Here is a 23,223-nt window from a genome sequence, read left to right as displayed (position 1 = left end):
TTTGGTGCCTCGGCATGGGCTTGTCATTCGGCAGCCACCGCAGCGGCAGCGTTGTCGTTGTGGAAGTCCTCGCGATAGGGCCTCGCCGTCGGCGGCAGTTCGCGCTTGATGAAATAATCCTCATTGCGCAGCTGCCGCAGGAAGGTCGGTATCATCTCGCGGTAGCCGGCCAGGATGGACGGTGTCGGCGCCGGCAGATCGTGCTTGATCAGCTCATGCAGCCTGGGCAGCGCATGATAGGGCACCATGGGAAACATGTGATGCTCGACGTGGTAGTTCATGTTCCAGTAGATGAAGCGGCTTATCGGGTTCATGTAGACGGTGCGGCTGTTGAGCCGGTGATCGGTGACGTTTTCAGCCAGGCCGCCATGCTGCAGCAGGCCGACCATGACATGGTGCCACGCGCCGTAAAGCCTGGGCAGCCCGACCAGCATCAGCGGCAGGAACGAGCCCGTGTAGAGCGCCAGCGCAATGGTCGCGGCATAGACTGTCGTCCAGATGCGGGCAATGCCAATTGCCTTCGGCTGCTCCTGGTCGGGAATGAAGGTTCTTTCGGCCGGACTGACGATACCGGCTGCATTGCGCAGCATGTCGCTCATCGCATGCCAGGCGTCGAGAATGCCGACGAAGTTGAGCACGACGCGCAGCAGATCGGGCGGACGCATCACCGAGATCTCCGGATCGCGGCCGACGATGATGGTATCGGTATGGTGGCGCGTATGGCTCCAGCGCCAGGTCACCGGGTTGCGCATGATCATGAAGCAGGCGATCTGATAGACCACGTCGTTCATCCACTGCGTTCTGAAGGCGGTGCCGTGGCCGCATTCGTGCCAGCGTGAATCGGTGGAGGAGCCGTAGAGGACGCCGTAGACGAAGAAGAACGGCACGCACCACCAGCTACCCCAGAACCAGACGCCGCCGGCTCCGCTCAGGATTAAGGCGCCGAGCCAGATGACCGTATCGCGGATCGCCGGGCCGTCGGAGCGCTGCATCAGCTCCTTCATCTGCTTGCGTGGCACGTCCGTGTGATACCACTCGGCCGCCGCCAGCCCGCTCTCGATGGCGAGCTTCGCGTCGCGGCCGATCAGGCTGTAGTCACGCCGGGACGCTGCTGTGGCGATCGTGTTCCCGGTTCGGAGTCCAATATCCACCATGGCGGAGGCCTCGATCATAGTCGGTCCGCATTCAAATAACGCCGAAGCCTGATAGGCTCAATATCACAAAGATAGTTTCTATCATTTTCCATCATAATGGTGTAAAAGCAGGACAATAGAGCGAGGCAGCGATGGCGAAACGGCCGACGATTACCGACCTGGCACGCATTTCGGGGGTCAGCGTCGCCACCGTCGACCGGGTGCTGAACAACCGGTTGCCGGTGCGCGAGGAAACCGCGCGCCGCGTCTATGAAGCGGCGACCAGCATTGGCTATCACGCAGCCGGGCTGATCAAGCAGCGGATGCGCCATGAATTGCCGGAGTATCGGCTCGGGTTCCTGCTGTTGCGGCGGGAGGACGTCTTCTACAACGAATTTGCCCGCGAGCTTGAACTGGCGGTATCGCAGTCGCCGCGCTTTCGCGGCGTGGCGACCATCGACTTCGCCGGCTCGCTGGCGCCGGACGAGATCGTCGAGCGGATGCGCAAGCTGGCCGCCAAATCCAGGGCCGTCGCCCTGGTCGGGCCTGATCACCCGACGCTGACGGTCGCCGTCGAGGCTCTCAAAGCCAATGGCGTGCCGGTGTTCTCCCTGCTTTCCGACTTTGCGTCCGGTATTCGCGAGGGCTATGTCGGCCTGGACAATCGCAAGGTCGGCCGCACCGCTGCCTGGATGATCTCGAAGGCTGCGAAGAGGCCTGGCAAGGTTGCCCTCTTCGTCGGCAGCCATCGCTTCCATGGCCATGAGCTTCGCGAGATCGGTTTTCGCTCCTTCTTTCGCGAGCAGGCGCCGGAATTCACTCTGCTCGAGACGTTGGTCAATCTGGAAGCGAACCAGATCACGCATGATGCAATGATCGAGCTTCTAGCCCGCCACCCTGATCTCGTCGGCTGCTATGTCGCCGGTGGCGGCATGGAAGGTGCGATCTCGGCGCTGAGGGAAGCAAAGCCGGCAGAGATGCCGGCGGTCGTCTGCAACGAGATCACGCCCGACTCCCGCTCGGCGCTGGCGGATAATTTCCTGACGATGGTGATCTCGACGCCACTGGCAGCGCTTTGCCGCGAGCTTGTCGGGCTGATGGCGCATGCCATCGAGACCGGCGCTGCGAATGCGCCGGGCCAGACCTTTCTGCCCTTCGACATCTATCTGCCGGAAAACATCTGACGTCGCGGTCATTGGCGGCAGACATGATGTAATCTATCAGAACGCTTTCAGGCTTGGCTTGCCTGAGCGTCCGTCCAAAAGCGCTTGAAATGCCGAAAATCCATCCTTCATGGCGAAATCTCGCTTGACGCCCACGCGAAATGGAATAAATATTTCACCAACTGAGCATTTTGGTTCTTTCGTTCCGGAAGATCTGTTTCAGGCAAATGCCTCCGGAACTAAAATGGCAATCGGGAGAGAATTCCCTGCGAGATCGGGGATTCCGGGTAGATCGGTGCAGCCGGACACCAATGTGGAGGAGAAATAAAATGAAAAAACTGCTTTTGGGCGTCGCGTTCGCGGCGCTGATGAGTTCGTCCGCCTTCGCTGCCAAGATCGGCGTATCGATGGCGTTGTTCGACGACAATTTTCTCACCGTGCTGCGCAACGGCATGATCGAGCAGGCCAAGGGCATGGACGGCGTCGAACTGCAGGTGGAGGATGCGCAGAACGACGTCGCCAAGCAACTCGACCAGATCAAGAACTTCGCCGCCTCGGGCGTCGATGCCATCATCGTCAACCCGGTCGACACCTCGGCGACCCAGGCGATGTCGGACGCAGCCGCCGCTGCCAAGATTCCACTGGTCTATGTCAATCGCGAGCCGGTCAACGTCGACACGCTGCCCGAAAACCAGGCCTTCGTCGCTTCGAACGAAGCCGATTCCGGCACGCTCGAGACCAAGGAGGTCTGCCGCCTGTTCAAGGAGGCCGGCAAGACTGAAGCCAACGTCTATGTGATCATGGGCGAACTGTCGAACCAGGCAGCAGTGCAGCGCACCAAGGACATTGACGACGTGATCGCCACGCCGGAGTGCAGCTTCATCAAGATCATCGATAAGCAGACGTCGAACTGGAAGCGCGAAGAAGCGCAGAACCTGATGACCAACTGGCTGTCGACGGGCAAGCCGTTCGACGGCGTCATCGCCAACAATGACGAAAGCGCGATCGGCGCCATCCAGGCGATGAAGGCCGCCAACATCGACATGAAGTCGGTTGTCGTCGGCGGCGTCGACGCTACCCAGGACGCGCTTGCGGCGATGCAGGCGGGCGATCTCGATGTGACGGTGTTCCAGGATGCGGCCGGCCAGGGCGCCGGCGCGCTTGACGCGGCGCTCAAGCTGGCGAAGGGCGAAAAGGTCGAGCACAAGGTCTACATCCCGTTCCAATTGGTCACGCCGGCGAATATCGACAAGTTCCTGAAGAAGAACTGAGGCAGCGGACCGGAGCGGCGCACCAGCGCCGCTCCTCCTTCTCTCTCGGCCTGAAGAGCGGCCGAAAGAGACCGTGGCTGACGGAGGAAGCACGATTGGCACAGACATCTCACGGCGTCGGCGGGCTCAGTTATGATGCGAAGCGGCGCGCATGGCCGGCCGAATTCAACGTCTTCCTGGCGCTCGTCATCCTGGTCGGCGCTTTCGAGCTGATCGGCCGGGTCTTCCTGGGCGACAGCTTCCTGTTCAATACCCGCGACAATATCGATGCGATCTTCAACGAAGCGCGCCTGCAGATCATCATCCTGCAGGTGTCGATCGTCGGCATCATTGCCATCGGCGTGACGCAGGTGATCATTACCGGCGGCATCGACCTGTCCTCAGGTTCGATCGTCGGCGCCACGGCAATGATCGCCATGAGCTTCGCCCAGGTGGCGACCGTCAACGGCAACCCGAACCCCAAGGCAATGTTCATCGCCCAGGGCTGGACCGACCTGCCGGTGATCGTGCCGGTGCTGGTCGCGATCGGCTGCGGACTGCTGGCCGGCCTGGTCAACGGTGCATTGATCGCCTACACCCGCATTCCGCCGTTCATCGCCACGCTCGGCATGATGGTCACCGCGCGCGGCATCGCCAAATGGTGGTCGAAGGGACAGCCGATCTCGTTTCCGACCGAGAGTTTCGCCGCCATCGGCAAGGGGCTGATGCCGGTCATCATCTTCATATCGCTCGCGGTGCTGTTTCAGCTGATCCTGAGCTACACCAAATATGGCAAGCACTGCTATGCAATCGGCTCCAATGAGGATGCCGCGCGCATGTCCGGCATCAACATCGCCAACCACAAGATCCTCGTCTACGTCATTGCCGGCGTCCTCGCCGCGCTCGCCGCCGTGGTGCTGAGCTCGAAGAATCTCACCGCCCAGGCCGGCATGGGTGTGATGTACGAGCTCGACGCGATCGCCATGGCGGTTATCGGCGGCGTCTCGCTGTCGGGCGGCCGCGGCTCGATTATCGGGACGGTGATCGGCTCGCTGATCTTCGGCGTCATCATCTCCGGCTTCACCTTTCTGCGCCTCGACGCCTATTATCAGGAGATGGTCAAAGGCGTGATCATCGTCGGCGCAGTCGTTCTCGACCAGTGGCGCCAACGCCTGCGGGCAATGAGGGCTTGACCATGTCGGACATCGTCCTGAAGACGGAAAACCTGACCAAGTATTATGGCGGCGTCCATGCGCTGGAGGGTGCCAACTTCGAGCTGCACAAGGGCGAGCATGTCGCTATCATGGGCGACAACGGCGCTGGCAAATCGACCTTCGTACGCCAGATCACCGGCGTCGAGCAGCGCACTAGCGGCAGGATGTGGTTCGACGGCAAGGAAGTGAATTTTGCCGGCCCGATCGAAGCCCGCGAGGCGGGCATCGAGACCGTGTTCCAGAACCTGGCGCTCGCCGACGATCTCGACGTGCCGTCGAACCTGTTCCTCGGCCGCGAGCGGGTGCTGTTCAATCTAGGACCCTTCTCGATCCTCGATCGCAAGTTCATGCGCAAGGCGACCGAGGCAGCCTTGGTCCGCACGGCGGTCAAGATCCCCAATCTTTCCAACACCATCCGCCATATGTCGGGCGGCCAGCGCCAGTGCGTGGCAATTGCCAGAACCGCGACCTTTGCTTCCAAGCTCATCATCATGGATGAGCCGACGGCGGCACTCGGCGTGCAGGAGACGATGCAGGTCGAAAACATCATCCGCACGCTGAAGGAAAATGGCGAACCGCTGATCCTGATCTCTCACAACATGCGCCAGGTGTTCGACCTGGTCGACCGCATCGTCGTTTTCCGGCGCGGCCGCATCGTCGCCAATTTGCGCAAGCAAGACACCGACGGCAACGATATCGTCTCCTACATCACCGGTGCCAAGACCGGGCGGGCGGAGCTTGCGGCGTAACGGCAACGCCAGGCCACAGGCGCTGACACGCCTTCCCTTCCCAACCATCCTCAAAGGAAAATTCTTCATGCCTCTTCGCTTTGCTCTTCTCGGTGCCGGCCGTATCGGCAAGGTCCATGCTCGCGCCGTTGGTTCCAATCCGCAGGCCAGGCTGGTTGCAGTTGCCGATGCCTTCGAGAAGGCGGCGACCGATCTGGCCTCTGCCTATGGCGCCGAAGTGCGCAGCATTGATGCCATCGAGAAGGCCGGCGATATCGATGCGGTCGTCATCTGCACGCCGACCGACACTCATGCCGATCTGATCGAACGCTTCGCCAAAGCGGGTAAAGCGATTTTCTGCGAAAAGCCGATCGACCTCGACGCCGCCAGGGTGGAACGTTGCCTGGCCGTCGTCGACAAGGCCGGCGCCACCCTGATGGTCGGCTTCAACCGCCGCTTCGATCCGCATTTTGCCGCCGTGCGCAAGGCGATCGACGACGGCGCCATCGGCACCGTCGAAATGGTGACGATCACCTCGCGCGATCCCGGCCCGCCGCCGCTCGACTATATCGGCCGCTCGGGCGGCATCTTCCGCGACATGACCATTCATGATTTCGACATGGCGCGCTTCCTGCTCGGCGAGGAGCCGGTGGCGGTCAGCGCGCACGCTTCGGTGCTGGTCGACAAGAAGATCGGCGAAGCCGGCGACTTCGACAGCGTCAGCGTCATCCTCGAAACCGCCTCCGGCAAGCAATGCGTCATCTCCAACTCGCGCCGCGCCACCTATGGCTACGACCAGCGCATCGAGGTGCATGGCTCGAAAGGCATGATCGCGGCCGAAAACCAGCGGCCGGTGTCGATCGAACTGGCCAACGAGAAAGGTTATACGCGGCCGCCGCTGCACGATTTCTTCATGACCCGTTATCTCGACGCCTATGCCAACGAGATCGCCGCCTTCATCGCGGCAGCGACGTCGGGCAAGAAGGCGGCGCCGAGCGGCCAGGATGGCCTGGTGGCGCTCAGGCTGGCAGATGCGGCGCTGAAATCGGCCAAGGAAGGCAAGACCGTCCGCCTCGACAAAACAATCTGACTATCAAACACAGGAGCAAGGCGATGAACGGTTCCGCCGGTCGCAATTCCGAAACACGCGCCATCGTCACCGGCGGCGCACAAGGCATCGGCTTTGCCGTCGCCGAAGCGCTGGCCGATGAGGGCTGCCGGGCGCTGGCGCTGATCGGCCGCTCGCAAGAGAAAGGCGACAAAGCTGTCGCCACTCTCAAGCGGGCAGGTGTCGATGCCATCTTCATCAGTGCCGACGTCTCAGAGGTGGCCGACTGCAAGCGTGCGGTCGAAATGGCGATTGGCCATTTCGGTACCGTCAACGCGCTGGTCAACGCCGCTGCCACCTCGGCTCGCGGCTCGCTGGTCGAGACCTCCGAGGATCTCTTCGACCAGATATTCCAGACCAATGTGCGCGGCCCGTTTTTCCTGATGCAGGGCGTGGTGGCGCATTTGCTGGCGCGCAAGGCACCGGGCTCGATCGTCAACGTGCTGTCGATGTCGGCGCATTGCGGCCAGTCGTTCCTGGCACCCTATTCGTCGAGCAAGGGTGCGCTGGCGACACTGACCAAGAATGTCGCCAATGCCTATCGCGGCAATTGCATCCGCTGCAATGCGGTGCTGCCCGGCTGGATGGACACCGAGGGCGAAGCGATCGTGCAGAAAAAATGGCACGACGCGCCGGACGACTGGCTGGAACGGGCCGAGGCCGCGCAGCCGATGGGTCAATTGGTGAAACCGGCACAGCTTGCCCGGTTGATCAGCTATATGATCAGCCCGCAGTCCGGCGTCATGACCGGATCGCTGGTCGACTATGACCAGAGCATTGCGGGGGCGTCGCCGGAATAGTGTCGCGGCGCACCCTGACGCTCTGGTCAATGGGCAGAACGCCCATCGCTTCGTCATCCTGGGGCGGAGCAAGGAGCGAAGCGACGCGGCGCAGACCCCAGGATCCATGCCGCGCCCTCAGAGCGCCGCAACGGTGCAGAATTCTGCTCCGCTGCACCCCTCGGCCAAGGTTACGGCATGGATCCCACGGTCTTCGCGACGGAGCTTCGCTCCTGCTTCGCCCTGGGATGACGAAGTTGCGGAGGCTTCGACCAATCCCGAATTGGCTGCCAACAGGCCTCCAACCCCTCGGATCCCGTGCGCAGCGCTACTACGCAGCCTCATCACCCACGTGACAAGCGCCCCGGCATCGATTATATGAGCCGCATGATCAACCTGACCGCCACCTATTGGTACTTTAGCAGCTCGCTGGCGGCGGGAGGATTGCGCTCGATCTGAAGATTGCAGCATCAAAAATCCGAACAGCCGCCAGACCTGGCGGCTTTTTTGTTTGCCGGCAGGTCTCCTAAAGCATGATCCCGAAAAGTGGCATCCGGTTTTCGGAAAAGGTCATGCTCCAACAGACAGGAGCAGAAAGCCGTGTTGACGACCACAGACGATCTTCGGGTCAAAGAAATAAGGGAATTGAGCACGCCGGACGAGGTGATGCGGGAGATACCGCGCACGCTGACGGCGACGCGCACCGTTGCCGCATCACGCAACGCGATCCACGCCATGCTGACCGGCGCCGACGACCGGCTGGTGGTTGTCGTCGGCCCCTGTTCGATCCACGACCCAGCGGCTGCCGTGGACTATGCCAGTCGTCTGGCGACGCTGCGCGAAAGCCTGTCGGACCGGCTGGAGATCGTCATGCGGGTGTATTTCGAGAAGCCGCGCACGACGGTCGGCTGGAAAGGCCTGATCAACGATCCCGATCTCGACGGCAGCTTCAACATCGACAAGGGGTTGCGGATGGCCCGCAACGTGCTCTCCGCGGTCAACAATCTCGGCCTTCCGGCGGCCACCGAATTCCTCGACATGGCCACCCCGCAATATATTGCCGACCTCGTCGCCTGGGGAGCGATCGGCGCGCGCACGACCGAGAGCCAGATCCATCGCGAACTGGCGTCAGGCCTGTCCTGCCCGGTCGGCTTCAAGAACGGCACCGACGGCAATTTGCGGATCGCCGCCGAAGCCGTGAAATCCGCCGCCCAGCCGCATCATTTCATGGCGGTGACGAAAGGTGGGCGCAGCGCCATCGCTACGACCACCGGCAACGAGGACTGCCACGTCATCCTGCGCGGCGGTATTGTGCCGAATTATGACGCGGCCAGCATTGCTGCTGCCTGCGCGGAACTCGGCCGGATCGGCGTGGCGCCGCGGCTGATGATCGATGTCAGCCACGCCAACAGCAGCAAGAAGCCGGAAAACCAGCCAGGGGTGGCAGCCGAGGTGGCGTGCCAGGTCGCGGCGGGCGACGAGCGCATCATCGGCGTTATGATCGAGAGCAACCTTGTCGCCGGCCGGCAGGACGTCGTGCCCGGCAAGCCGCTCGTCTATGGCCAGAGCATCACCGATGGCTGCATCGACTGGGCAACCACCGAGACGGTGCTTTACGGCCTTGCCGACGCGGTCGAGCGGCGCCGGTCGGTGCGCCGCGCCATGATATCAAGCCGTCCGGGAGCCGCATGACCCGGCCGGCGCCGCTGCCCTTCTGGCTCGGAATTCACGCCGCCTTCAAGCCCTCCCAGACGGTGAGCGCCGAAACCGCAACGAGAAGCAGTCCGGCCGCCCGGCCGGCAAGAGCGGTTGCCCTTGGATTGGCGACCAGCAGATCCCGGCTGCGACCGGCGGTAATTGCGAGTCCGCCATAGACAGCGAACTGTGTGGCGATCGTCATCAGCCCCATGATGATCGCCTGCATCCAGATCGGACCGTAATCCGGCCTCAGAAACTGCGGATAGACGGCAAGAACAAAGAGATAGGCCTTTGGATTGATCAGGCAGGTCATGATCCCCTGGCGAAAGGCCTTCCATGCGGAGCGGCTGGCGGCAGGGCCGTCATGGCCGACGGTGATGGAGCTGCGCATCAGCGTGATGCCGATAAAGGCCATGTAGGCTGCGCCGGCAATCAGCAGCGGATTGAAGAGGATTGGCAAGAAATGCATGAGCAGGCCGACGCCGAGCGCGCCGTTCAGCGTATGCACCACGCCGCCCAGCATAATGCCGCCGGTCGCCGCAAGCCCTCTGCTGCTGCCGCCGGTCAGCGCATTGGCAAGCACAAAAAGCATGTCCATGCCGGGCACGATGATGATGCCGAAAAGGAGGAGAAAGAAGAGCCAGAGGTTTGCCGCGTAGTCCATGTCAGTTGCCTGTCGCCTCATGCAGGCGAGCTGCAGAGGAACTTGTTGATTTTCAATCCGATAGGCGATCCTATAGGTCAGTCCAACTGACGAGGTGTTGTCAGTTGCCTTCGGGCCGAGTGAGGGAATGCGCAAGGCGTCGCGTCTGTTCGAGATCATCCAGATCCTGCGGCTGGCGAGGAAACCGGTGACGGCGGCAATGATCGCCGAGCGGCTGGAGGTGACGGTGCGCTCGGTCTATCGTGACATTGCCGCGCTGCAGGCGATGCGCGTGCCGATCGAGGGCGGGCGCGGCATCGGCTACATACTGCGTCCTGGCTTCGACTTGCCGCCGTTGATGTTTTCGATCGAGGAGATGGAGGCGATCGTACTGTCTCTCGCGCTGCTCGAACGCACGGGCGACAGCGAGCTCAAGCAGGCGGCCAAGCGCGTCAGCGCCAAGATCGCCGGCGCGGTGCCGCCGCCTTTGCGCCAAACGCTCGACGCCAATCAGTTGCATGCATGGGGTTTTGCCGCGCCATCGGCCTCCGCGGTCGATCTGGCGTTGGTGCGCCGTGCCATCCGCGACGAGGCCAAGCTGGACCTTTCCTACCGCGACGAACTGGGCCGAGCCACCGAGCGCATCATCTGTCCGATCGCCCTCATCTACTACTCCGAAACCGCCAACATCGTTGCCTGGTGCGAGCTGCGCCAGGCAATCCGCAATTTCCGCAGCGACCGGATCGAGGATTGCCAGGCGACGGGACTATGGTTCAAGGGTGAAGGCGACGGTTTGCGGCAGGTCTGGGTGAACGGATGGGAAACGGACACCTCAGCCGCAGGCGGCTGAAGCGGCCACTGTGAAGCGGATGCCGGGGGAGGGGCTACCTCACGTCCTCCCAGCGGCTCTCACTGAACGACCTGGCCATCGCGTGCACGGTGCGCTCGATCTCCAAGCCTTCGTCGAAGTCGATGATGCGCGCCGGCTCGCCGGCCAGCCGCGTCAAAAGTTCCCTGCATTCGATGATCTTGAGGTCGTTGAAGCCAAGCCCGTGGCCGGGTGCCGGCAGGAAGGCGTCGTAGGGCTTGTGGTGCGGCGCTACCAGGATGGTGCGATAGCCTTGCTCGGTCGGCCGGTCGGCTGTCAGATAGAGCTGGAACTCATTCATCCGCTCCTGATCGTACAGGATCGAGCCCTTCGAGCCAAAAATCTGAATGGCGATCCGGCCTTTGCGGCCCCAGGCCGAACGGTTGACCAGCAGCGTGCCGGCGATGCCGTTTTCGAGATGCATCAGGATGCTGGCGATGTCGTAGGTTTCGACCGCGCGGCGCCCGCCAGAGGCGACGCGGCGTTCGGCATAGGGTTTGGCCATGTCGCACATGACGCGGGCAACGCGGCCGAACAGCACGGCGATGAGCGAAAGCGGATGCACGGCGAAATCGTCGAGCGCGCCGTAACCGGACGCCGCCTCGTGCTTCCAGAAGAACAGCGCCTCCGGATCGGCCATGAAGTCCTCGTCCATCTCGATGCGCAGATGGTTGACCTCGCCGATGATCTTCTCGTCGAGCAGCGCGCCGATATGGCGGATTGCGGGGTTCTGGATGTAGTTATAGCCGAGCGCGGCGACTTTGCCGGACTTTTGGGCTGCCGCAGCCATTGCTTGCGCCTCCGCAAAACTCGGCGCCATCGGTTTTTCACACCACAGATGCTTCCCGGCTTCGAGGATGGCGATGGCCATTTCCGGGTGGAACTGGTTCGGCGTGGTCAGCGAGATGACATCGACGTCGGGATCGTCGACCACCGCGCGCCAGTCACCGGACGCCTTGGCGAAGCCGAATTCGCTGGCACGGCGTTTGGCAAGGTCCTCGTTGACCTCGCCCAGATGAACCAGCCTTGGCTTGGCCACATCGGGAAAGACGGTGCCGACCGCGTTCCAGGCAATGGCGTGGCACTTGCCCATGAAGCCCGTGCCGATAAGACCTACCCCGACCATCCGCTTGCCTCCCTGTGTGCAAAGTTTGTGTGGATGAATTAGTCCATTTTGTCTGCAGATGGAACGCTTGTCTCATTTTTTATGGTGTTCTTGCACAGGCCCGCTATGATGGGGCACAGAGGGAACCAGACGATGAGCCTGGGCGGAGCGACGATGGACGAACGGGTGCCGCGCGATTTCGAGACGCTGCGGGCGACGATCCTGGAGCGGCGCCAGAGCCTGCCGAAACGTATCGCCCAGATCGCCGCCTATGCGCTCGACAACCCAGACGATATCGCCTTCGGCACCGCCGCCAGCATCGCCGCTTCCGCCGGTGTCCAGCCTTCGACCCTGATCCGCTTTGCCCAGCAGCTTGGTTTTGATGGTTTCACCAGCCTGCAGTTGGTGTTTCGCGAGCGTCTGCGCGAGCGCAACTCGTCCTATGATGAAAGGCTGGCGGCATTGCGCGCCAAGGCCGAGGAAGGCGCCGGCCACCGCGCGATTTTCGATGGTTTTGTTGCCGCAGCCAGCACCTCGCTCAACGACATTTCGCGCACGCTGAATGAAGACCATTTCGAAGATGCTATCGCCGTGCTGGCCAAGGCCGAAACCATTTACGTGCTGGCCAAGCGGCGCTCCTACCCGGTCGCCTCCTACATCGCCTACGCATTGGGCAAGCTCAAGATCCGCAACCAGCTGATCGAATCGGCCGCCGGCCTCAATGCGGAGATGATCGGCTTTGCCTCTCCAAGGGACGCCGTCATTGCCATAAGCTTTTCGCCCTATGCCCCGGCCACCATCGAGGAGGCGCGCGTCATTTCGGAGCAAGGCGTGCCGATCGTGGCGATTACCGACTCCTCGTTTTCGCCGCTCGCCCAATTCGCCAGGGTCTGGTTCGAGGTCGCCGAGGCCGATTTCGCCGGCTTCCGCTCGCTGTCGGCGACGATGGCTTTGGCCATGGCGCTGACCGTCGCCGTCGGCGAGAAGCGGCGCGATAGCGGAAAGAAGCGCAAGCCTTAGAGCACCTCTATTGCCGTTTCGCCTCCTGCCAAAAGCCGCGCTGCGTCGCGGGCAGGCGGCGATCCGAACTGGCGGGCATACTCCCGGCTGAACTGGGAAGCACTCTCATAGCCGACAGCGAAGGCGCCACGCGCCACGTTGCCCGGCTGGGCAATCAGCAGATGGCGGGCTTCCAGCAAGCGGATTTGTTTTTGATACTGGATTGGGCTCATGGCCGTCGCCGCCTTGAAGTGACGATAAAACGCAGCACTGCTCATATGGGCGATTTCGGCCAGATCCCCGACCCGGACCGGCTGATGGGGATGCGAGCGGATCCGGGCGATCGCCTGGCCAATCCGGGACAGATGGCCGTCGGCGCGCGCAAGTTCACGAAGCTTTCCGCCTTGCGGGCCTTGCAGGAGCCGAAACAGCATCTCCCGCTCGAGCATGGCCGCGAGAACGGGAATCTCCGCTGGCCGGTCAAGCAGCCGCAGCATTCGACGCAACGCGTCGAGCAGGTCGACATCAACGGGAGAGGTGGAGAACCTGTCGCCGCCGAGGACCGGCCCGTGCTCAACGAGGAGCGCGGCGACAGCCTGCAGGTCAAGGGTCAAGCCAATGGCCAGATAAGGACGTGCGGCGCTCGCTTCGACTATCTGGCTGATGCTGGGCGTCTCGACAGTGTAGATGAAATAGCTGGCCGGGTCGTAACGAAGAGCCCGGTCGCCGATCAGAACCGTCTTCGCGCCCTGCAATACGAATAAGACCCCCGACCCCCACACACCCGGCAATGGCGCCGTCGCGACTTCGCTGCGGCCGATCGAAACGCGGGGAATTGCCGTTCTTATTCTTCGCCCGCGCGCATGGCGGCCGGCGATTTCGATCAACTCCTGCAGCGCCTCGCTCATTGCGCCAGCATCGCGCATTCGCACCGGCCGCGCAACAGCGTGAGGGGATTAGGCAAGAGCTGGAGAGTTTCCGGCGCGCGGCGCCCGCTGCCTCGCGCCATTTGTGGGTCTTCGACAGCAAACATGGAGACACGACATGACGACATCGAAAACTGCGCTGGTGACCGGCGCCAACAAGGGTATAGGCCGTGAAATCGCCCGGCGAATGGCGACCATGGGCTTCAAGGTCTGGCTCGGAGCCAGGAGCGCCGAACGCGGCATGGCGGCGGCGCAGGCATTGCGTGCCGAAGGCCACGACGTAGAGTGGCTTGAGCTGGACGTCACGAGGGATGACAGTGTGAAGGCGGCAGCCGAGGCGTTCGGGCAGGCCAGCCGCCGCCTTGACGTGCTGGTGAACAACGCCGGCGTCGCCATCAACTACGACCTGCCGCCGAGCCAGCAGCGGATCGCCGATATCCAGGCCACCTACGACGTCAATGTCTTCGGCCCGATCCGCGTGACCCAGGCATTCCTGCCGCTGCTGCTGGCAGCACCTGCTGCCCGGATCGTGATGGTGAGCAGCTCCACCGGCTCCATCGGCAGGGCGCTGGATCCCGCCACCGCGAACCACGCCATCAATATGATGAGCTACGGCAGCTCCAAGACAGCGTTAAACGCCATCACGGTGGCCTTCGCCAAGGAGCTCGCACCGCAAGGCATCAAGGTCAACGCCGCCGCGCCTGGTTACACTGCCACCGATCTCAACGGCTATAAAGGTCACCGCACGGTGCAGCAGGCGGCCGAGATCGTCATTCACCTGGCGACCTTGGACGCCGATGGCCCGACCGCGGGGTACTTCAACGATGATGGCCCACTTCCTTGGTAAATCAGCTGGTCTCAGGGGTAGACACTTGACGTTCGTCTGACTTCAAAATTTCTGAACGCGCGAGCCTTGCACACTTTTCAGCTTGGGAATGCTCGTTCCATATTGACTATGGATTGGAATTATTATTTCATATTGCTGGCGCCACGCTGCCGCTCGCGCGTGTTACCCAAGACAACAAAGCCGATGGGAGGTTCGAATGGGCGAAGCCGTGGAAGCGAAATATTCGCCGCTCGACATCATCACGATCGGCCGCGCTTCCGTCGATCTCTACGGCCAGCAGATCGGCTCGCGCCTCGAGGACATTACTTCCTTTGCCAAGTCGGTCGGCGGCTGTCCAGCCAATATCGCAGTCGGCACTGCCAGATTAGGCCTGCGCTCGGCGCTGCTCACCCGCGTCGGCAATGAGCAGATGGGCCGCTTCATCCGCGAGCAGCTGACCCGCGAGGGCGTTTCGGTCCAAGGCCTCAAGGCCGATCCGGAGCGGCTGACCGCCCTGGTGCTGCTGTCGGTCGAGGATGAAGGCGTCTCGCCGATGATCTTCTATCGCAGCGATTGCGCCGACATGGCGCTTTCGGAAGACGACATCGATGAGGCGTTCATCGCTTCGGCACGCGCGATCGTCGTCACCGGCACGCATTTTTCACGACCCAACAGCGACGCCGCCCAGCGCAAGGCGATCCGTGTCATGAAAGCCAAAGGCGGCAAGGTGGTGTTCGACATCGACTACCGCCCCAACCTGTGGGGTCTCGCCGGCCACGCCGAAGGCTTCGAGCGCTATGTGAAATCCGACCGCGTCTCGGCGCGGCTGAAGACGGTGCTGCCCGACTGCGATCTCATCGTCGGCACTGAAGAGGAAATCATGATCGCGTCGGGCGCAGACGATTGCCTGAGCGCGCTGAAAACCATCCGCTCGCTGTCGGCGGCAACCATCGTGCTGAAGCGCGGCGCCATGGGCTGCATTGTCTATGACGGGCCGATCAGCGACGATCTCGAGGACGGTATCGTCGGCAAGGGGTTTCCTATCGAGGTCTACAATGTGCTTGGCGCCGGCGACGCCTTCATGTCGGGCTTCCTGCGCGGCTGGCTCGGCGAGGAAAGCCTGGCGACGGCGGCGACCTGGGCCAATGCCTGCGGGGCATTTGCCGTGTCGCGGCTCCTCTGCGCACCTGAATACCCGACTTTCGAGGAATTGCAGTTCTTCCTGAAAAACGGCAGCAAGCACCTGGCGCTGCGCAAGGACGAGGCGATCAACCACATCCATTGGGCGACCACGCGCCGGCGCGACATCCCCTCGCTGATGGCGTTCGCCTGCGACCACCGCGTCCAGCTGGAGGACGTCGCGGCAAAAGCCGGCGCCGATCCGTCGCGGATCCCGGCTTTCAAGGTGCTGACCGTCAAGGCTGCGGCCAAAGTCGCGGCCGGCCGCGCCGGCTATGGCATGCTGCTCGACGAAAAATACGGGCGCGAGGCGATGTTCGAATTCGCCCACCATTCCTTCACCTGGCTCGGCCGGCCGGTCGAGTTGCCGGGTTCGCGGCCGCTTCGCTTCGAGTTCTCGCAAGACATTGGTTCGCAACTGACCGAATGGCCGGTCGACCACTGCATCAAGTGCCTGTGCTTCTATCATCCCGATGATCCGGCGGAGCTGAAGACCGAACAGCAGCAGAAACTGCGCGCTTTGTTCGAGGCCGCGCGGAAAGTGGGCAGAGAACTTCTGGTGGAGATCATCGCCGGCAAGCATGGCAAGCTCGACGACATGACCATCCCGCGCGCGCTCGAGGAACTCTACGCACTCGGCATCAAGCCCGATTGGTGGAAGCTCGAACCGCAGGCATCGCACGGCGCATGGGCAAAGATCGAGGCGGTGATCCTGAAAAACGATCCGTGGTGCCGCGGGATTGTGCTGCTCGGTTTGGAAGCGCCGCAGGACGAGCTGGAAGCGGCCTTTGCCGCCACCGCCAAGGCGCCCATCGTCAAGGGCTTTGCCGTCGGTCGCACCATCTTCATCAACGCGGCCGAACAATGGCTTGCCGGCAAGATGTCGGACGATGAAGCGGTTGCCGACATGGCATCTCGCTTCGAGAGACTGACCGAGGCGTGGCTTGCCGCGCGCGGCCGCAAAGCAGCATAAGAAGGCGCGGCACAAGGACTGCGGAGGAACCGACATGACCAAGACAATCCGCCTGACGATGGCGCAGGCTCTGACCCGCTTTCTTGCTCGACAGATGACCGAGATGGACGGGAAGAAGGTGCCGATCTTCGGCGGCGTCTGGGCGATCTTCGGCCACGGCAATGTCGCCGGCGTCGGCGAGGCGCTGTACCAGGTTCGCGACGAGCTGCCGACCTTCCGTGCCCATAACGAGCAGGCAATGGCGCATGCGGCGATCGCCTATGCCAAAGCCAATTTCCGCCGCCGCTTCCTGGCTGCGACCAGTTCGATCGGCCCCGGCGCGCTCAACATGGTGACCGCTGCGGCGCTTGCGCATGTAAACAGGTTGCCTGTCCTGTTTCTGCCCGGCGACGTCTTCGCCAATCGCATTCCCGATCCGGTCCTGCAGCAGGCCGAGGATTTCTCCGACGGCACGGCGACCGTCAATGACTGCCTCCGGCCGGTGTCGCGCTATTTCGACCGCATCACCCGGCCGGAGCAGATCATGCCGGCGCTCAACCGCGCCATGCAGGTGCTGACCGATCCCGCCGAATGCGGCCCGGTGACGCTGGCGCTGTGCCAGGACGTGCAGGCAGAAGCGTATGACTACCCCGAGAGCTTCTTTGCCGAACGAATCTGGCATCAGCGGCGACCGCGTCCGGATCGCCAGGAGCTGGCCGCCGCGGTGGCGGCTCTTAAAGCGGCGAAGAAGCCATTGGTGATTGCCGGCGGCGGCGTACTCTATTCGCAGGCCTCGGGTGAACTGGCCAGACTGGTGCAGGACGCCGGCGTTCCGGTCTGCGAGACGCAAGGCGGCAAATCCTCGCTGCCCGACGATCATCCGCTGAACATGGCGGCGGTCGGCGTCACCGGCACTTCGGCTGCCAACAGGCTGGCCGAAGAGGCCGACGTCGTGCTTGCCGTCGGCACCCGGCTGCAGGACTTCACCACCGGCTCCTGGGCACTGTTCAAGAATTCCGGCAAGACCATTATCGGACTTAACGTCCAGCCCTTCGACGCCGGAAAGCACCAGGCGCTGACGCTGGTCGCCGATGCGGCGGAAGGGCTCGCCGAACTCGGCGAGGCGCTGAAGGGCTGGAAGGTGCCTGCCGCCTGGACCGACAATGCGATCAAGGGCAAAAAGGAGTGGCAGGCGGAGGCGGGCAAGGTGACTGCGTCGACCAATGCCGCCTATCCGTCCGACGCGCAGGTGATCGGCGCCGTACAGCGCGCCATGGGCTCCGGCGTGGTACTGCTCCATGCCGCCGGCGGCTTGCCCGGCGAGTTGCACAAGCTCTGGCAGGCGGGCGCGCCCGGCTCCTACCACGCAGAATACGGGTTCTCGACAATGGGCTATGAAATCGCCGGCGGACTCGGCGTCAAGATGGCCAAGCCGGACGAAGAGGTAGTCGTGATGATCGGCGACGGCTCCTACCTGATGCTCAATTCCGAGATCGCGACCTCGGTGATGCTCGGCCTCAAGCTGACCATCGTGCTGCTCGACAACCGCGGCTATGGCTGCATCAACCGGCTGCAGATGGCGACCGGCGGCGCCAACTTCAACAATCTGCTGAAGGACGCCCGTCACGAAACCTTGCCCGAGATCGACTTCGCCGCGCATGCTGCGAGCATGGGTGCGATTGCCGAAAAAGTGCCATCGATCGCCGGGCTGGAAACGGCGCTGGCGCAAGCGAAGAAGAACACGCGAACGACCGTGCTGGTCATCGACACCGACCCGCTGGTTTCGACCGAGGCCGGTGGAAGCTGGTGGGATGTCGCAGTGCCGGAAGTCTCGGCACGGCCGCAAGTGAATGCGGCGCGCAAGAAATACGAGGAAGCGCTGAGCGGGCGGGTTCTTTGAACCATCCGCGAACGCGCCTCGAAATGTCCGAAACTGGAGTGACGACTTGAAAGCCAAACTGGGCATGTCCCCCATTGCATGGTGGAACGACGATCTTGCCGAACTCAGCGATGATGTGTCGCTGGAGGAGTGCCTGCGCCAGTCGCGCTCGGCTGGCTTTACCGGCATGGAAATGGGCCGCCGCTTTCCCAACGATCCGCAAATCATGCTGCCGATCCTGAAAGAGGCCGACGTGACACTTTGCGGCGGCTGGTTCTCGGGGACGCTGGTCAATGAAGACATGGCGAAAAACAAGGATCGTATCCAGCCGATGATCGATCTGTTCAAGGCGGTGAATGCGCCCTGCATCGTCTATGGCGAAGTCGGCCGCTCCATCCAGGGCGACCGTTCGAAACCCCTCGCCAGCAAGCCCAGGCTTTCGGACGATGAGATGAAAGCCTACGCGAAGCAGCTCACGCAGTTCGGGGAATGGTGTGCCGAGCAAGGCATGCCGCTCTCCTATCACCATCACATGGCGGCGGTGGTCGAGACCGAGCCAGAGCTCGACGCCTTCATGCGCTATTCGGGAGAAGGCATTCCACTGCTGCTCGACGCGGGTCACCTGGCTTTTGCCGGGGGCGATGTGCTGCGCGCTATTGATAACCACCACCGGCGCATCAACCACGTGCATGTGAAAGACGTGCGCATGGAGGTGATCAACAAGCTGGATCGTAGCAGGCAATCCTTTCTCGATGCGGTGGCGCTTGGTGCCTTCACCGTGCCGGGAGATGGCTCGCTGGACTTTGGCGCCATCGTCCAGAGGCTCGCCGACCATGGCTATGAAGGCTGGTTCGTGGTCGAGGCCGAGCAGGATCCGAAGAAGAACCCGCCGCTCAAGATGGCGCAGGTCGGCTACAAGGAATTGATGCGGGTGATGACAGCGGCCGGCTATACGGTGGAGACACAAGGCTTTCCCAATGCTTGAGGCTCGCGAGGAAGGGCTGATCCGATGCCGGGGGTGATCCGATGAAAGACTCCGAGCACCCGTTTTTCCGGCCGCTGTGGCGGCGCGTTGCCGTTGTCGCGGTCTGCCTGGTCTGGTCGGTGATCGAATTCGCCACCGGCACGCCGTTCTGGGGCGTGATCGCGCTCGGCTTCGCCGGCTATGCCGTCTGGCAATTCTTCTATCTCTACAAGCCGGCTGACGAGGACAAGCCATCGGCGGACGCCAAACCGAAGGAATGACCATGTCTAAGCTGCTCATCAAAGCCAATAAGGGCCACGGCCGCGTCGCTCATGTGACGCCGCAAAACGCCGGCTGGACCTATGTCGGCTTCGATCTGCATCGGCTCAGACCCGGCGAGAGCGCTTCCGGGCAAACCGCGGATCGTGAGGTCTGCCTGGTGTTCGTCACCGGCAAGGGCAAGGCCAAAGCCGGCGGCAAGGATCTCGGCCTGCTGGGCGAACGCATGTCGCCGTTCGAAGGCAAGCCTTGGTCGGTCTATGTGCCGCAGGGGTCGGAGTGGTCGGTGAGCGCCGATACCGATCTCGAACTTGCCGTCTGCTCGGCGCCAGGACTGGGCGGCGGTCTGCCGGTCCGTGTCATCGGGCCCGACGATCTCGGCCAGGAGGTTCGCGGCAAAGGCACCAACACGCGCTACGTCACCAACATCCTGCCGGAGGACAAGCCGGCCGATTCCTTGCTGGTGGTCGAGGTCATCACACCCGGCGGCCACACATCGAGCTATCCGCCGCACAAGCACGACCAGGACAATTTGCCGGCTGAATCCTATCTGGAGGAAACCTACTACCACCACCTCAACCCGCCGCAGGGCTTTGCTTTCCAGCGCGTCTACACCGACGCCGACCAGAGCGGTGCTCGTTCGCTCGACGAGGCGATGGCTATCGAGGACGGCGACGTCGTGCTGGTACCCAGGGGTTATCACCCCTGCGCAGCCTGCCACGGCTATGATCTCTATTATCTCAACGTCATGGCCGGACCGAAGCGGACGTGGAAATTCCACAACGCGCCCGAGCACGAATGGCTGATGAAGGCCTGACCACTTCCCCTTCGCCCCAACGGCTGGTCCAAGCGAAAAATCGTCGGCTAACTACCCGGCTGCGTGGTTTTGTTACCGAAAACGCCGCAACGCTTCGTCAATTCGTCATGGAAATCACCTATGGCAGCGGGGCTGACAAGGACTTTCGATGCGCTACGCGATCTATTTCACCCCCCGACAGGACGAACCGCTGGCACGGATCGCCGCCAACTGGCTCGGCCGCGACCCATTCGGTGCCGCCACAAAGCCGGTCGAGGCAGTAGGCGAGTTGTCGGCGGCGGAAGTTGCCTTCCATACCGCTTCGGCGCGCCGCTATGGCTTTCATGCGACGCTGAAGGCGCCCTTTCGACTGGCCTCCAATGAGACGGAAACCTCGCTTCGCGCGGCACTCGACGATTTTGCCGAGGCGACGCCGGTGGTTACGATCCCGCGCCTCGTCGTCAGCCAGATCGACGGCTTCTTCGCGCTGGTGCCGGAAGCACCGCTGCCGGCGCTCAACCGCTTCGCCGATGATGTGGTGCGCGACTTCGACCGCTTTCGCGCGCCGTTGACGGAAGCCGAGATCGAACGGCGCAGCCCCGATTCGCTGAAGCCCGACGAGTTCCGCAATCTCTGCCAATGGGGTTATCCCTATGTCTTCGAGACGTTTCGCTTCCACATGACGCTGTCCGGCCGGGTCTCGTCACAGGAAAGCCCTCGTCTTCGCTTAGCAATCGACAGCCTGTTTGCGGGCGTGCTGCAAAGGCCGGTGCCGGTGGACGCGCTGACGCTGTTTGTGGAAACTGAACCTGGCGCGCCGTTCATGGTGCTGTCCCATCACGCGCTCGGGCGCCGCCCGGCCAGAAGAACTGCCTAATGACTATTTGCTCTAACCGCGTTTGTGCGACGCCAATTGGTTCCAGTTGGCTGCAAAATCCTGCAAGGACTGCTTGAAATGACCGCCGAGACTGTTCTTGACAACGCCCGGATCGTGCTCGCCGACCAGATCGTCCAAGGGTCGATCGTGCTGCGCGACGGCGTGATAGCCGACATTGCTCCCGGCGCTGGCCGAACCGGCGAGGACATGGGCGGCGACTTCATCATCCCTGGCCTGGTCGAGCTCCACACCGATCATCTCGAAGGCCATTACGCGCCACGGCCGAAAGTGCGCTGGAACCCGATCGCCGCGGTGCTCGCCCATGACGCGCAGGTGGCGACCGCCGGCATCACCACCGTGCTCGACGCCTTGCGCGTCGGCATGGACGAGGATGCGGACCTGACGGCTGCCGACATACGCAAGCTGGCCGACGCGATCGAGGACAGTGTCCAGCAGGACCGGCTCAGGGCCGACCATTTCATCCATCTGCGCTGCGAGGTTTCGGCGCCGGACTGCCTTCCAGCCTTCGCCAATTTCGACGGTGACGAGCGGGTCAGGCTGGCGTCGCTGATGGACCATGCGCCGGGACAGCGGCAATTCGTCGATCTCGAGACCTACGCCTACTACTATCAGCGCAAACTGAAGCTTACGGATCGCGATTTCCAGAAATTCTGCGAAAAGCGGATGGCGGAATCGGCGAGGAACTCGAGCCCGAACCGCAGCTTCATCGCCGCGGCTTGTCATGAGCGCGGCATCGTGCTCGCCAGCCATGACGACGCGACCGTCGGCCATGTCGACGAAGCGATCGAGCAAGGTGTGCGCGTCGCCGAGTTCCCGACCACCGAGGAGGCAGCAAGGGCTTCGAAAAAGGCAGGGCTCGGCGTATTGATGGGCGCGCCGAACGTCATGCGCGGCGCTTCGCATTCGGGCAATGTCTCGGCCCGCACGCTGGCCGGCGACGGCCTGCTCGATATACTGTCGTCGGACTACATTCCGTTCAGCCTGATCCAGTCGGCCTTCTTCCTCGGCGACGTGGTCGAAGGTATCTCGCTGCCGCAGGCTGTGGCCATGGTTTCGAAGAACCCGGCCGAGGCAGTCGGCCTCACCGATCGCGGTGTCATCGAGCCCGGCCGGCGCGCCGATCTGGTTCGCGTGCGCGTCGACGACCATGTCCCGGTCGTCCGCACGGTCTGGCGGCAGGGACGCCGGGTCGCATGATGGTGTCGGCATCGGTCGAGCGTGAATTGTCCGCCGCGGGATTTCCGATCCGCGACGGTGTCTTCGTCGCCGTCGTCGGGCCGAGCGGTGCCGGCAAGGACACGGTGATCGGCTATGCGCGCGCGGTGTTTGCCGGCGAGAGGCGGCTGGAGTTCGTGCGCCGGGTGATCACCCGGCCGAGCGATGCGGCCACCGAGGATCACGATACGCTCGCCGATGCTGCCTTTGTCGAGGCCGAAGCGGATGGCGCCTTCGCCATTTCCTGGGAGGCGCATGGCCTGCACTACGGCATCCCGGCCGAAGTCGACTGGTCGGTCTCCAACGGCCGTGTCGCGATCGCCAACGTCTCGCGCGCGATCATCCCGGCGCTGCGGGAGCGCTACGCCAATCTGGCTGTCGTCGAGATCACGGCTACACCGGATATCCTGGCCGAGCGGCTGGCATTGCGCGGTCGCGAGTCGCGCGGCGAAGTGCTGGCACGGCTGGCGCGCAGTGCCAATGTGGCGCTGTCCGGACCGGGTGTCACCTCGATCGACAATAGCGGCCCTCGTGAAGCCGCCGGCGAGCGCTTCGCCGAGGTGCTGCGCAAGGCCATGGCCTTCTCCGACATGTCGGGCCTTATCTAAAGTAGCGCCCATC

22 protein-coding genes are annotated in these 23,223 nt (G+C 62.8%); 18 read left to right on the top strand and 4 right to left on the bottom strand.

Features of this window, described 5'->3' with window-relative positions; genetic code table 11:
- Positions 1 to 23 precede the first annotated feature (23 nt).
- Positions 24 to 1,154, bottom strand: a complete 1,131-nt coding sequence (locus NKH50_RS14145) for a fatty acid desaturase family protein (protein WP_352701399.1) — start codon at positions 1,152 to 1,154, stop codon at positions 24 to 26.
- Positions 1,155 to 1,285: 131 nt separating this feature from the next.
- On the opposite strand from NKH50_RS14145, the gene NKH50_RS14140 reads away from it, so the two are divergent.
- The 7 genes from NKH50_RS14140 to NKH50_RS14110 all read left to right on the top strand — a co-directional run bounded on the left by NKH50_RS14140 (position 1,286) and on the right by NKH50_RS14110 (position 9,067).
- Complete coding sequence (locus NKH50_RS14140; protein ID WP_352879393.1) at positions 1,286 to 2,317, top strand: LacI family DNA-binding transcriptional regulator; 1,032 nt, start codon at positions 1,286 to 1,288, stop codon at positions 2,315 to 2,317.
- 308 nt (positions 2,318 to 2,625) lie between these two features.
- A complete protein-coding gene (locus NKH50_RS14135; protein ID WP_254815920.1) occupies positions 2,626 to 3,567 on the top strand; it encodes a sugar ABC transporter substrate-binding protein in 942 nt (313 codons plus the stop codon).
- Positions 3,568 to 3,662: 95 nt separating this feature from the next.
- Positions 3,663 to 4,739, top strand: coding sequence for an ABC transporter permease (locus NKH50_RS14130; RefSeq protein ID WP_292655972.1), 1,077 nt, complete (start codon positions 3,663 to 3,665; stop codon positions 4,737 to 4,739).
- Positions 4,740 to 4,741: 2 nt separating this feature from the next.
- Entirely contained in the window at positions 4,742 to 5,509 is a 768-nt protein-coding gene (locus NKH50_RS14125) for an ATP-binding cassette domain-containing protein (RefSeq protein WP_352700971.1), read from the top strand.
- Between the two features lie 67 nt (positions 5,510 to 5,576).
- Positions 5,577 to 6,578, top strand: a complete 1,002-nt coding sequence (iolG, locus tag NKH50_RS14120) for an inositol 2-dehydrogenase (protein WP_254815917.1) — start codon at positions 5,577 to 5,579, stop codon at positions 6,576 to 6,578.
- Positions 6,579 to 6,601: 23 nt separating this feature from the next.
- Positions 6,602 to 7,396 (top strand): SDR family oxidoreductase, encoded by a 795-nt coding sequence (locus NKH50_RS14115; protein ID WP_352700972.1) that lies wholly within the window; start codon positions 6,602 to 6,604, stop codon positions 7,394 to 7,396.
- Positions 7,397 to 7,975: 579 nt separating this feature from the next.
- Positions 7,976 to 9,067: a 3-deoxy-7-phosphoheptulonate synthase gene (locus tag NKH50_RS14110; protein ID WP_352879390.1), complete on the top strand. Its 1,092-nt coding sequence runs from the start codon at positions 7,976 to 7,978 to the stop codon at positions 9,065 to 9,067.
- A 34-nt stretch (positions 9,068 to 9,101) separates the two neighbouring features.
- On the opposite strand, the gene NKH50_RS14105 is transcribed toward NKH50_RS14110, so the two are convergent.
- On the bottom strand, positions 9,102 to 9,737 hold the full coding sequence (locus NKH50_RS14105; protein WP_352800791.1) for a LysE family translocator: 636 nt from the start codon (positions 9,735 to 9,737) through the stop codon (positions 9,102 to 9,104).
- Positions 9,738 to 9,864: 127 nt separating this feature from the next.
- Between NKH50_RS14105 and NKH50_RS14100 the strand changes: the two genes are divergently transcribed.
- A complete protein-coding gene (locus tag NKH50_RS14100) occupies positions 9,865 to 10,566 on the top strand; it encodes a helix-turn-helix transcriptional regulator (protein WP_254815912.1) in 702 nt (233 codons plus the stop codon).
- 34 nt (positions 10,567 to 10,600) lie between these two features.
- Here the strand turns inward: NKH50_RS14100 and NKH50_RS14095 are convergent, their stop codons facing one another.
- On the bottom strand, positions 10,601 to 11,710 hold the full coding sequence (locus NKH50_RS14095) for a Gfo/Idh/MocA family protein (RefSeq protein WP_352879388.1): 1,110 nt from the start codon (positions 11,708 to 11,710) through the stop codon (positions 10,601 to 10,603).
- A 153-nt stretch (positions 11,711 to 11,863) separates the two neighbouring features.
- On the opposite strand from NKH50_RS14095, the gene NKH50_RS14090 reads away from it, so the two are divergent.
- A complete protein-coding gene (locus NKH50_RS14090; protein WP_352879507.1) occupies positions 11,864 to 12,709 on the top strand; it encodes a MurR/RpiR family transcriptional regulator in 846 nt (281 codons plus the stop codon).
- Here NKH50_RS14090 and NKH50_RS14085 read toward each other — a convergent pair.
- Positions 12,706 to 13,596 carry an AraC family transcriptional regulator gene (locus tag NKH50_RS14085; RefSeq protein ID WP_352879386.1) on the bottom strand — a complete coding sequence of 297 codons (891 nt, stop codon included), beginning with the start codon at positions 13,594 to 13,596 and terminating at the stop codon, positions 12,706 to 12,708. The genes NKH50_RS14090 and NKH50_RS14085 overlap by 4 nt on opposite strands.
- A gap of 136 nt (positions 13,597 to 13,732) precedes the next feature.
- Between NKH50_RS14085 and NKH50_RS14080 the strand changes: the two genes are divergently transcribed.
- The 9 genes from NKH50_RS14080 (at position 13,733) to phnN (ending at position 23,210) form a co-directional block, all read left to right on the top strand.
- A complete protein-coding gene (locus tag NKH50_RS14080) occupies positions 13,733 to 14,461 on the top strand; it encodes an SDR family oxidoreductase (protein ID WP_352879384.1) in 729 nt (242 codons plus the stop codon).
- Between the two features lie 196 nt (positions 14,462 to 14,657).
- Entirely contained in the window at positions 14,658 to 16,592 is a 1,935-nt protein-coding gene (locus tag NKH50_RS14075) for a bifunctional 5-dehydro-2-deoxygluconokinase/5-dehydro-2-deoxyphosphogluconate aldolase (protein WP_352879382.1), read from the top strand.
- 34 nt (positions 16,593 to 16,626) lie between these two features.
- Entirely contained in the window at positions 16,627 to 18,471 is a 1,845-nt protein-coding gene (gene iolD / locus NKH50_RS14070) for a 3D-(3,5/4)-trihydroxycyclohexane-1,2-dione acylhydrolase (decyclizing) (protein WP_352686475.1), read from the top strand.
- Positions 18,472 to 18,517: 46 nt separating this feature from the next.
- On the top strand, positions 18,518 to 19,435 hold the full coding sequence (gene iolE, locus NKH50_RS14065) for a myo-inosose-2 dehydratase (RefSeq protein WP_352686472.1): 918 nt from the start codon (positions 18,518 to 18,520) through the stop codon (positions 19,433 to 19,435).
- Between the two features lie 41 nt (positions 19,436 to 19,476).
- Positions 19,477 to 19,695: a DUF3329 domain-containing protein gene (locus NKH50_RS14060; RefSeq protein ID WP_254815905.1), complete on the top strand. Its 219-nt coding sequence runs from the start codon at positions 19,477 to 19,479 to the stop codon at positions 19,693 to 19,695.
- 2 nt (positions 19,696 to 19,697) lie between these two features.
- A complete protein-coding gene (gene iolB, locus NKH50_RS14055) occupies positions 19,698 to 20,510 on the top strand; it encodes a 5-deoxy-glucuronate isomerase (RefSeq protein WP_352879379.1) in 813 nt (270 codons plus the stop codon).
- Positions 20,511 to 20,658: 148 nt separating this feature from the next.
- Positions 20,659 to 21,366, top strand: a complete 708-nt coding sequence (locus tag NKH50_RS14050) for a DUF1045 domain-containing protein (protein WP_352879377.1) — start codon at positions 20,659 to 20,661, stop codon at positions 21,364 to 21,366.
- Positions 21,367 to 21,444: 78 nt separating this feature from the next.
- Positions 21,445 to 22,584 carry an alpha-D-ribose 1-methylphosphonate 5-triphosphate diphosphatase gene (locus NKH50_RS14045; RefSeq protein WP_352477064.1) on the top strand — a complete coding sequence of 380 codons (1,140 nt, stop codon included), beginning with the start codon at positions 21,445 to 21,447 and terminating at the stop codon, positions 22,582 to 22,584.
- Positions 22,581 to 23,210 carry a phosphonate metabolism protein/1,5-bisphosphokinase (PRPP-forming) PhnN gene (phnN, locus tag NKH50_RS14040; protein WP_352879375.1) on the top strand — a complete coding sequence of 210 codons (630 nt, stop codon included), beginning with the start codon at positions 22,581 to 22,583 and terminating at the stop codon, positions 23,208 to 23,210. Before NKH50_RS14045 ends, phnN begins: the two co-directional genes overlap by 4 nt.
- The last annotated feature ends 13 nt before the right edge of the window (positions 23,211 to 23,223 follow it).

Source organism: Mesorhizobium sp. M1027, from assembly GCF_040318745.1.
In the GTDB taxonomy this organism is placed as follows: Bacteria; Pseudomonadota; Alphaproteobacteria; order Rhizobiales; family Rhizobiaceae; genus Mesorhizobium.
The sequence above is the reverse complement of the archived record's forward strand: the minus strand, read 5'-3'. Positions and strand labels throughout refer to the sequence as shown.

Bases quoted from the DNA above. Each gene is read 5' to 3' on its own strand.
- iolB (WP_352879379.1), top strand. From the start codon at position 19,698: ATGTCTAAGCTGCTCATCAAAGCCAATAAGGGCCACGGCCGCGTCGCT.
- NKH50_RS14075 (WP_352879382.1), top strand. From the start codon at position 14,658: ATGGGCGAAGCCGTGGAAGCGAAATATTCGCCGCTCGACATCATCACG.
- NKH50_RS14145 (WP_352701399.1), bottom strand. From the start codon at position 1,154: ATGGTGGATATTGGACTCCGAACCGGGAACACGATCGCCACAGCAGCG.
- NKH50_RS14100 (WP_254815912.1), top strand. From the start codon at position 9,865: ATGCGCAAGGCGTCGCGTCTGTTCGAGATCATCCAGATCCTGCGGCTG.
- NKH50_RS14115 (WP_352700972.1), top strand. From the start codon at position 6,602: ATGAACGGTTCCGCCGGTCGCAATTCCGAAACACGCGCCATCGTCACC.
- NKH50_RS14090 (WP_352879507.1), top strand. From the start codon at position 11,864: ATGGACGAACGGGTGCCGCGCGATTTCGAGACGCTGCGGGCGACGATC.
- NKH50_RS14105 (WP_352800791.1), bottom strand. From the start codon at position 9,737: ATGGACTACGCGGCAAACCTCTGGCTCTTCTTTCTCCTCCTTTTCGGC.
- NKH50_RS14085 (WP_352879386.1), bottom strand. From the start codon at position 13,596: ATGAGCGAGGCGCTGCAGGAGTTGATCGAAATCGCCGGCCGCCATGCG.
- NKH50_RS14135 (WP_254815920.1), top strand. From the start codon at position 2,626: ATGAAAAAACTGCTTTTGGGCGTCGCGTTCGCGGCGCTGATGAGTTCG.
- NKH50_RS14095 (WP_352879388.1), bottom strand. From the start codon at position 11,710: ATGGTCGGGGTAGGTCTTATCGGCACGGGCTTCATGGGCAAGTGCCAC.
- NKH50_RS14125 (WP_352700971.1), top strand. From the start codon at position 4,742: ATGTCGGACATCGTCCTGAAGACGGAAAACCTGACCAAGTATTATGGC.
- phnN (WP_352879375.1), top strand. From the start codon at position 22,581: ATGATGGTGTCGGCATCGGTCGAGCGTGAATTGTCCGCCGCGGGATTT.
- iolG (WP_254815917.1), top strand. From the start codon at position 5,577: ATGCCTCTTCGCTTTGCTCTTCTCGGTGCCGGCCGTATCGGCAAGGTC.
- iolD (WP_352686475.1), top strand. From the start codon at position 16,627: ATGACCAAGACAATCCGCCTGACGATGGCGCAGGCTCTGACCCGCTTT.
- NKH50_RS14080 (WP_352879384.1), top strand. From the start codon at position 13,733: ATGACGACATCGAAAACTGCGCTGGTGACCGGCGCCAACAAGGGTATA.
- NKH50_RS14050 (WP_352879377.1), top strand. From the start codon at position 20,659: ATGCGCTACGCGATCTATTTCACCCCCCGACAGGACGAACCGCTGGCA.
- NKH50_RS14045 (WP_352477064.1), top strand. From the start codon at position 21,445: ATGACCGCCGAGACTGTTCTTGACAACGCCCGGATCGTGCTCGCCGAC.
- NKH50_RS14060 (WP_254815905.1), top strand. From the start codon at position 19,477: ATGAAAGACTCCGAGCACCCGTTTTTCCGGCCGCTGTGGCGGCGCGTT.
- NKH50_RS14140 (WP_352879393.1), top strand. From the start codon at position 1,286: ATGGCGAAACGGCCGACGATTACCGACCTGGCACGCATTTCGGGGGTC.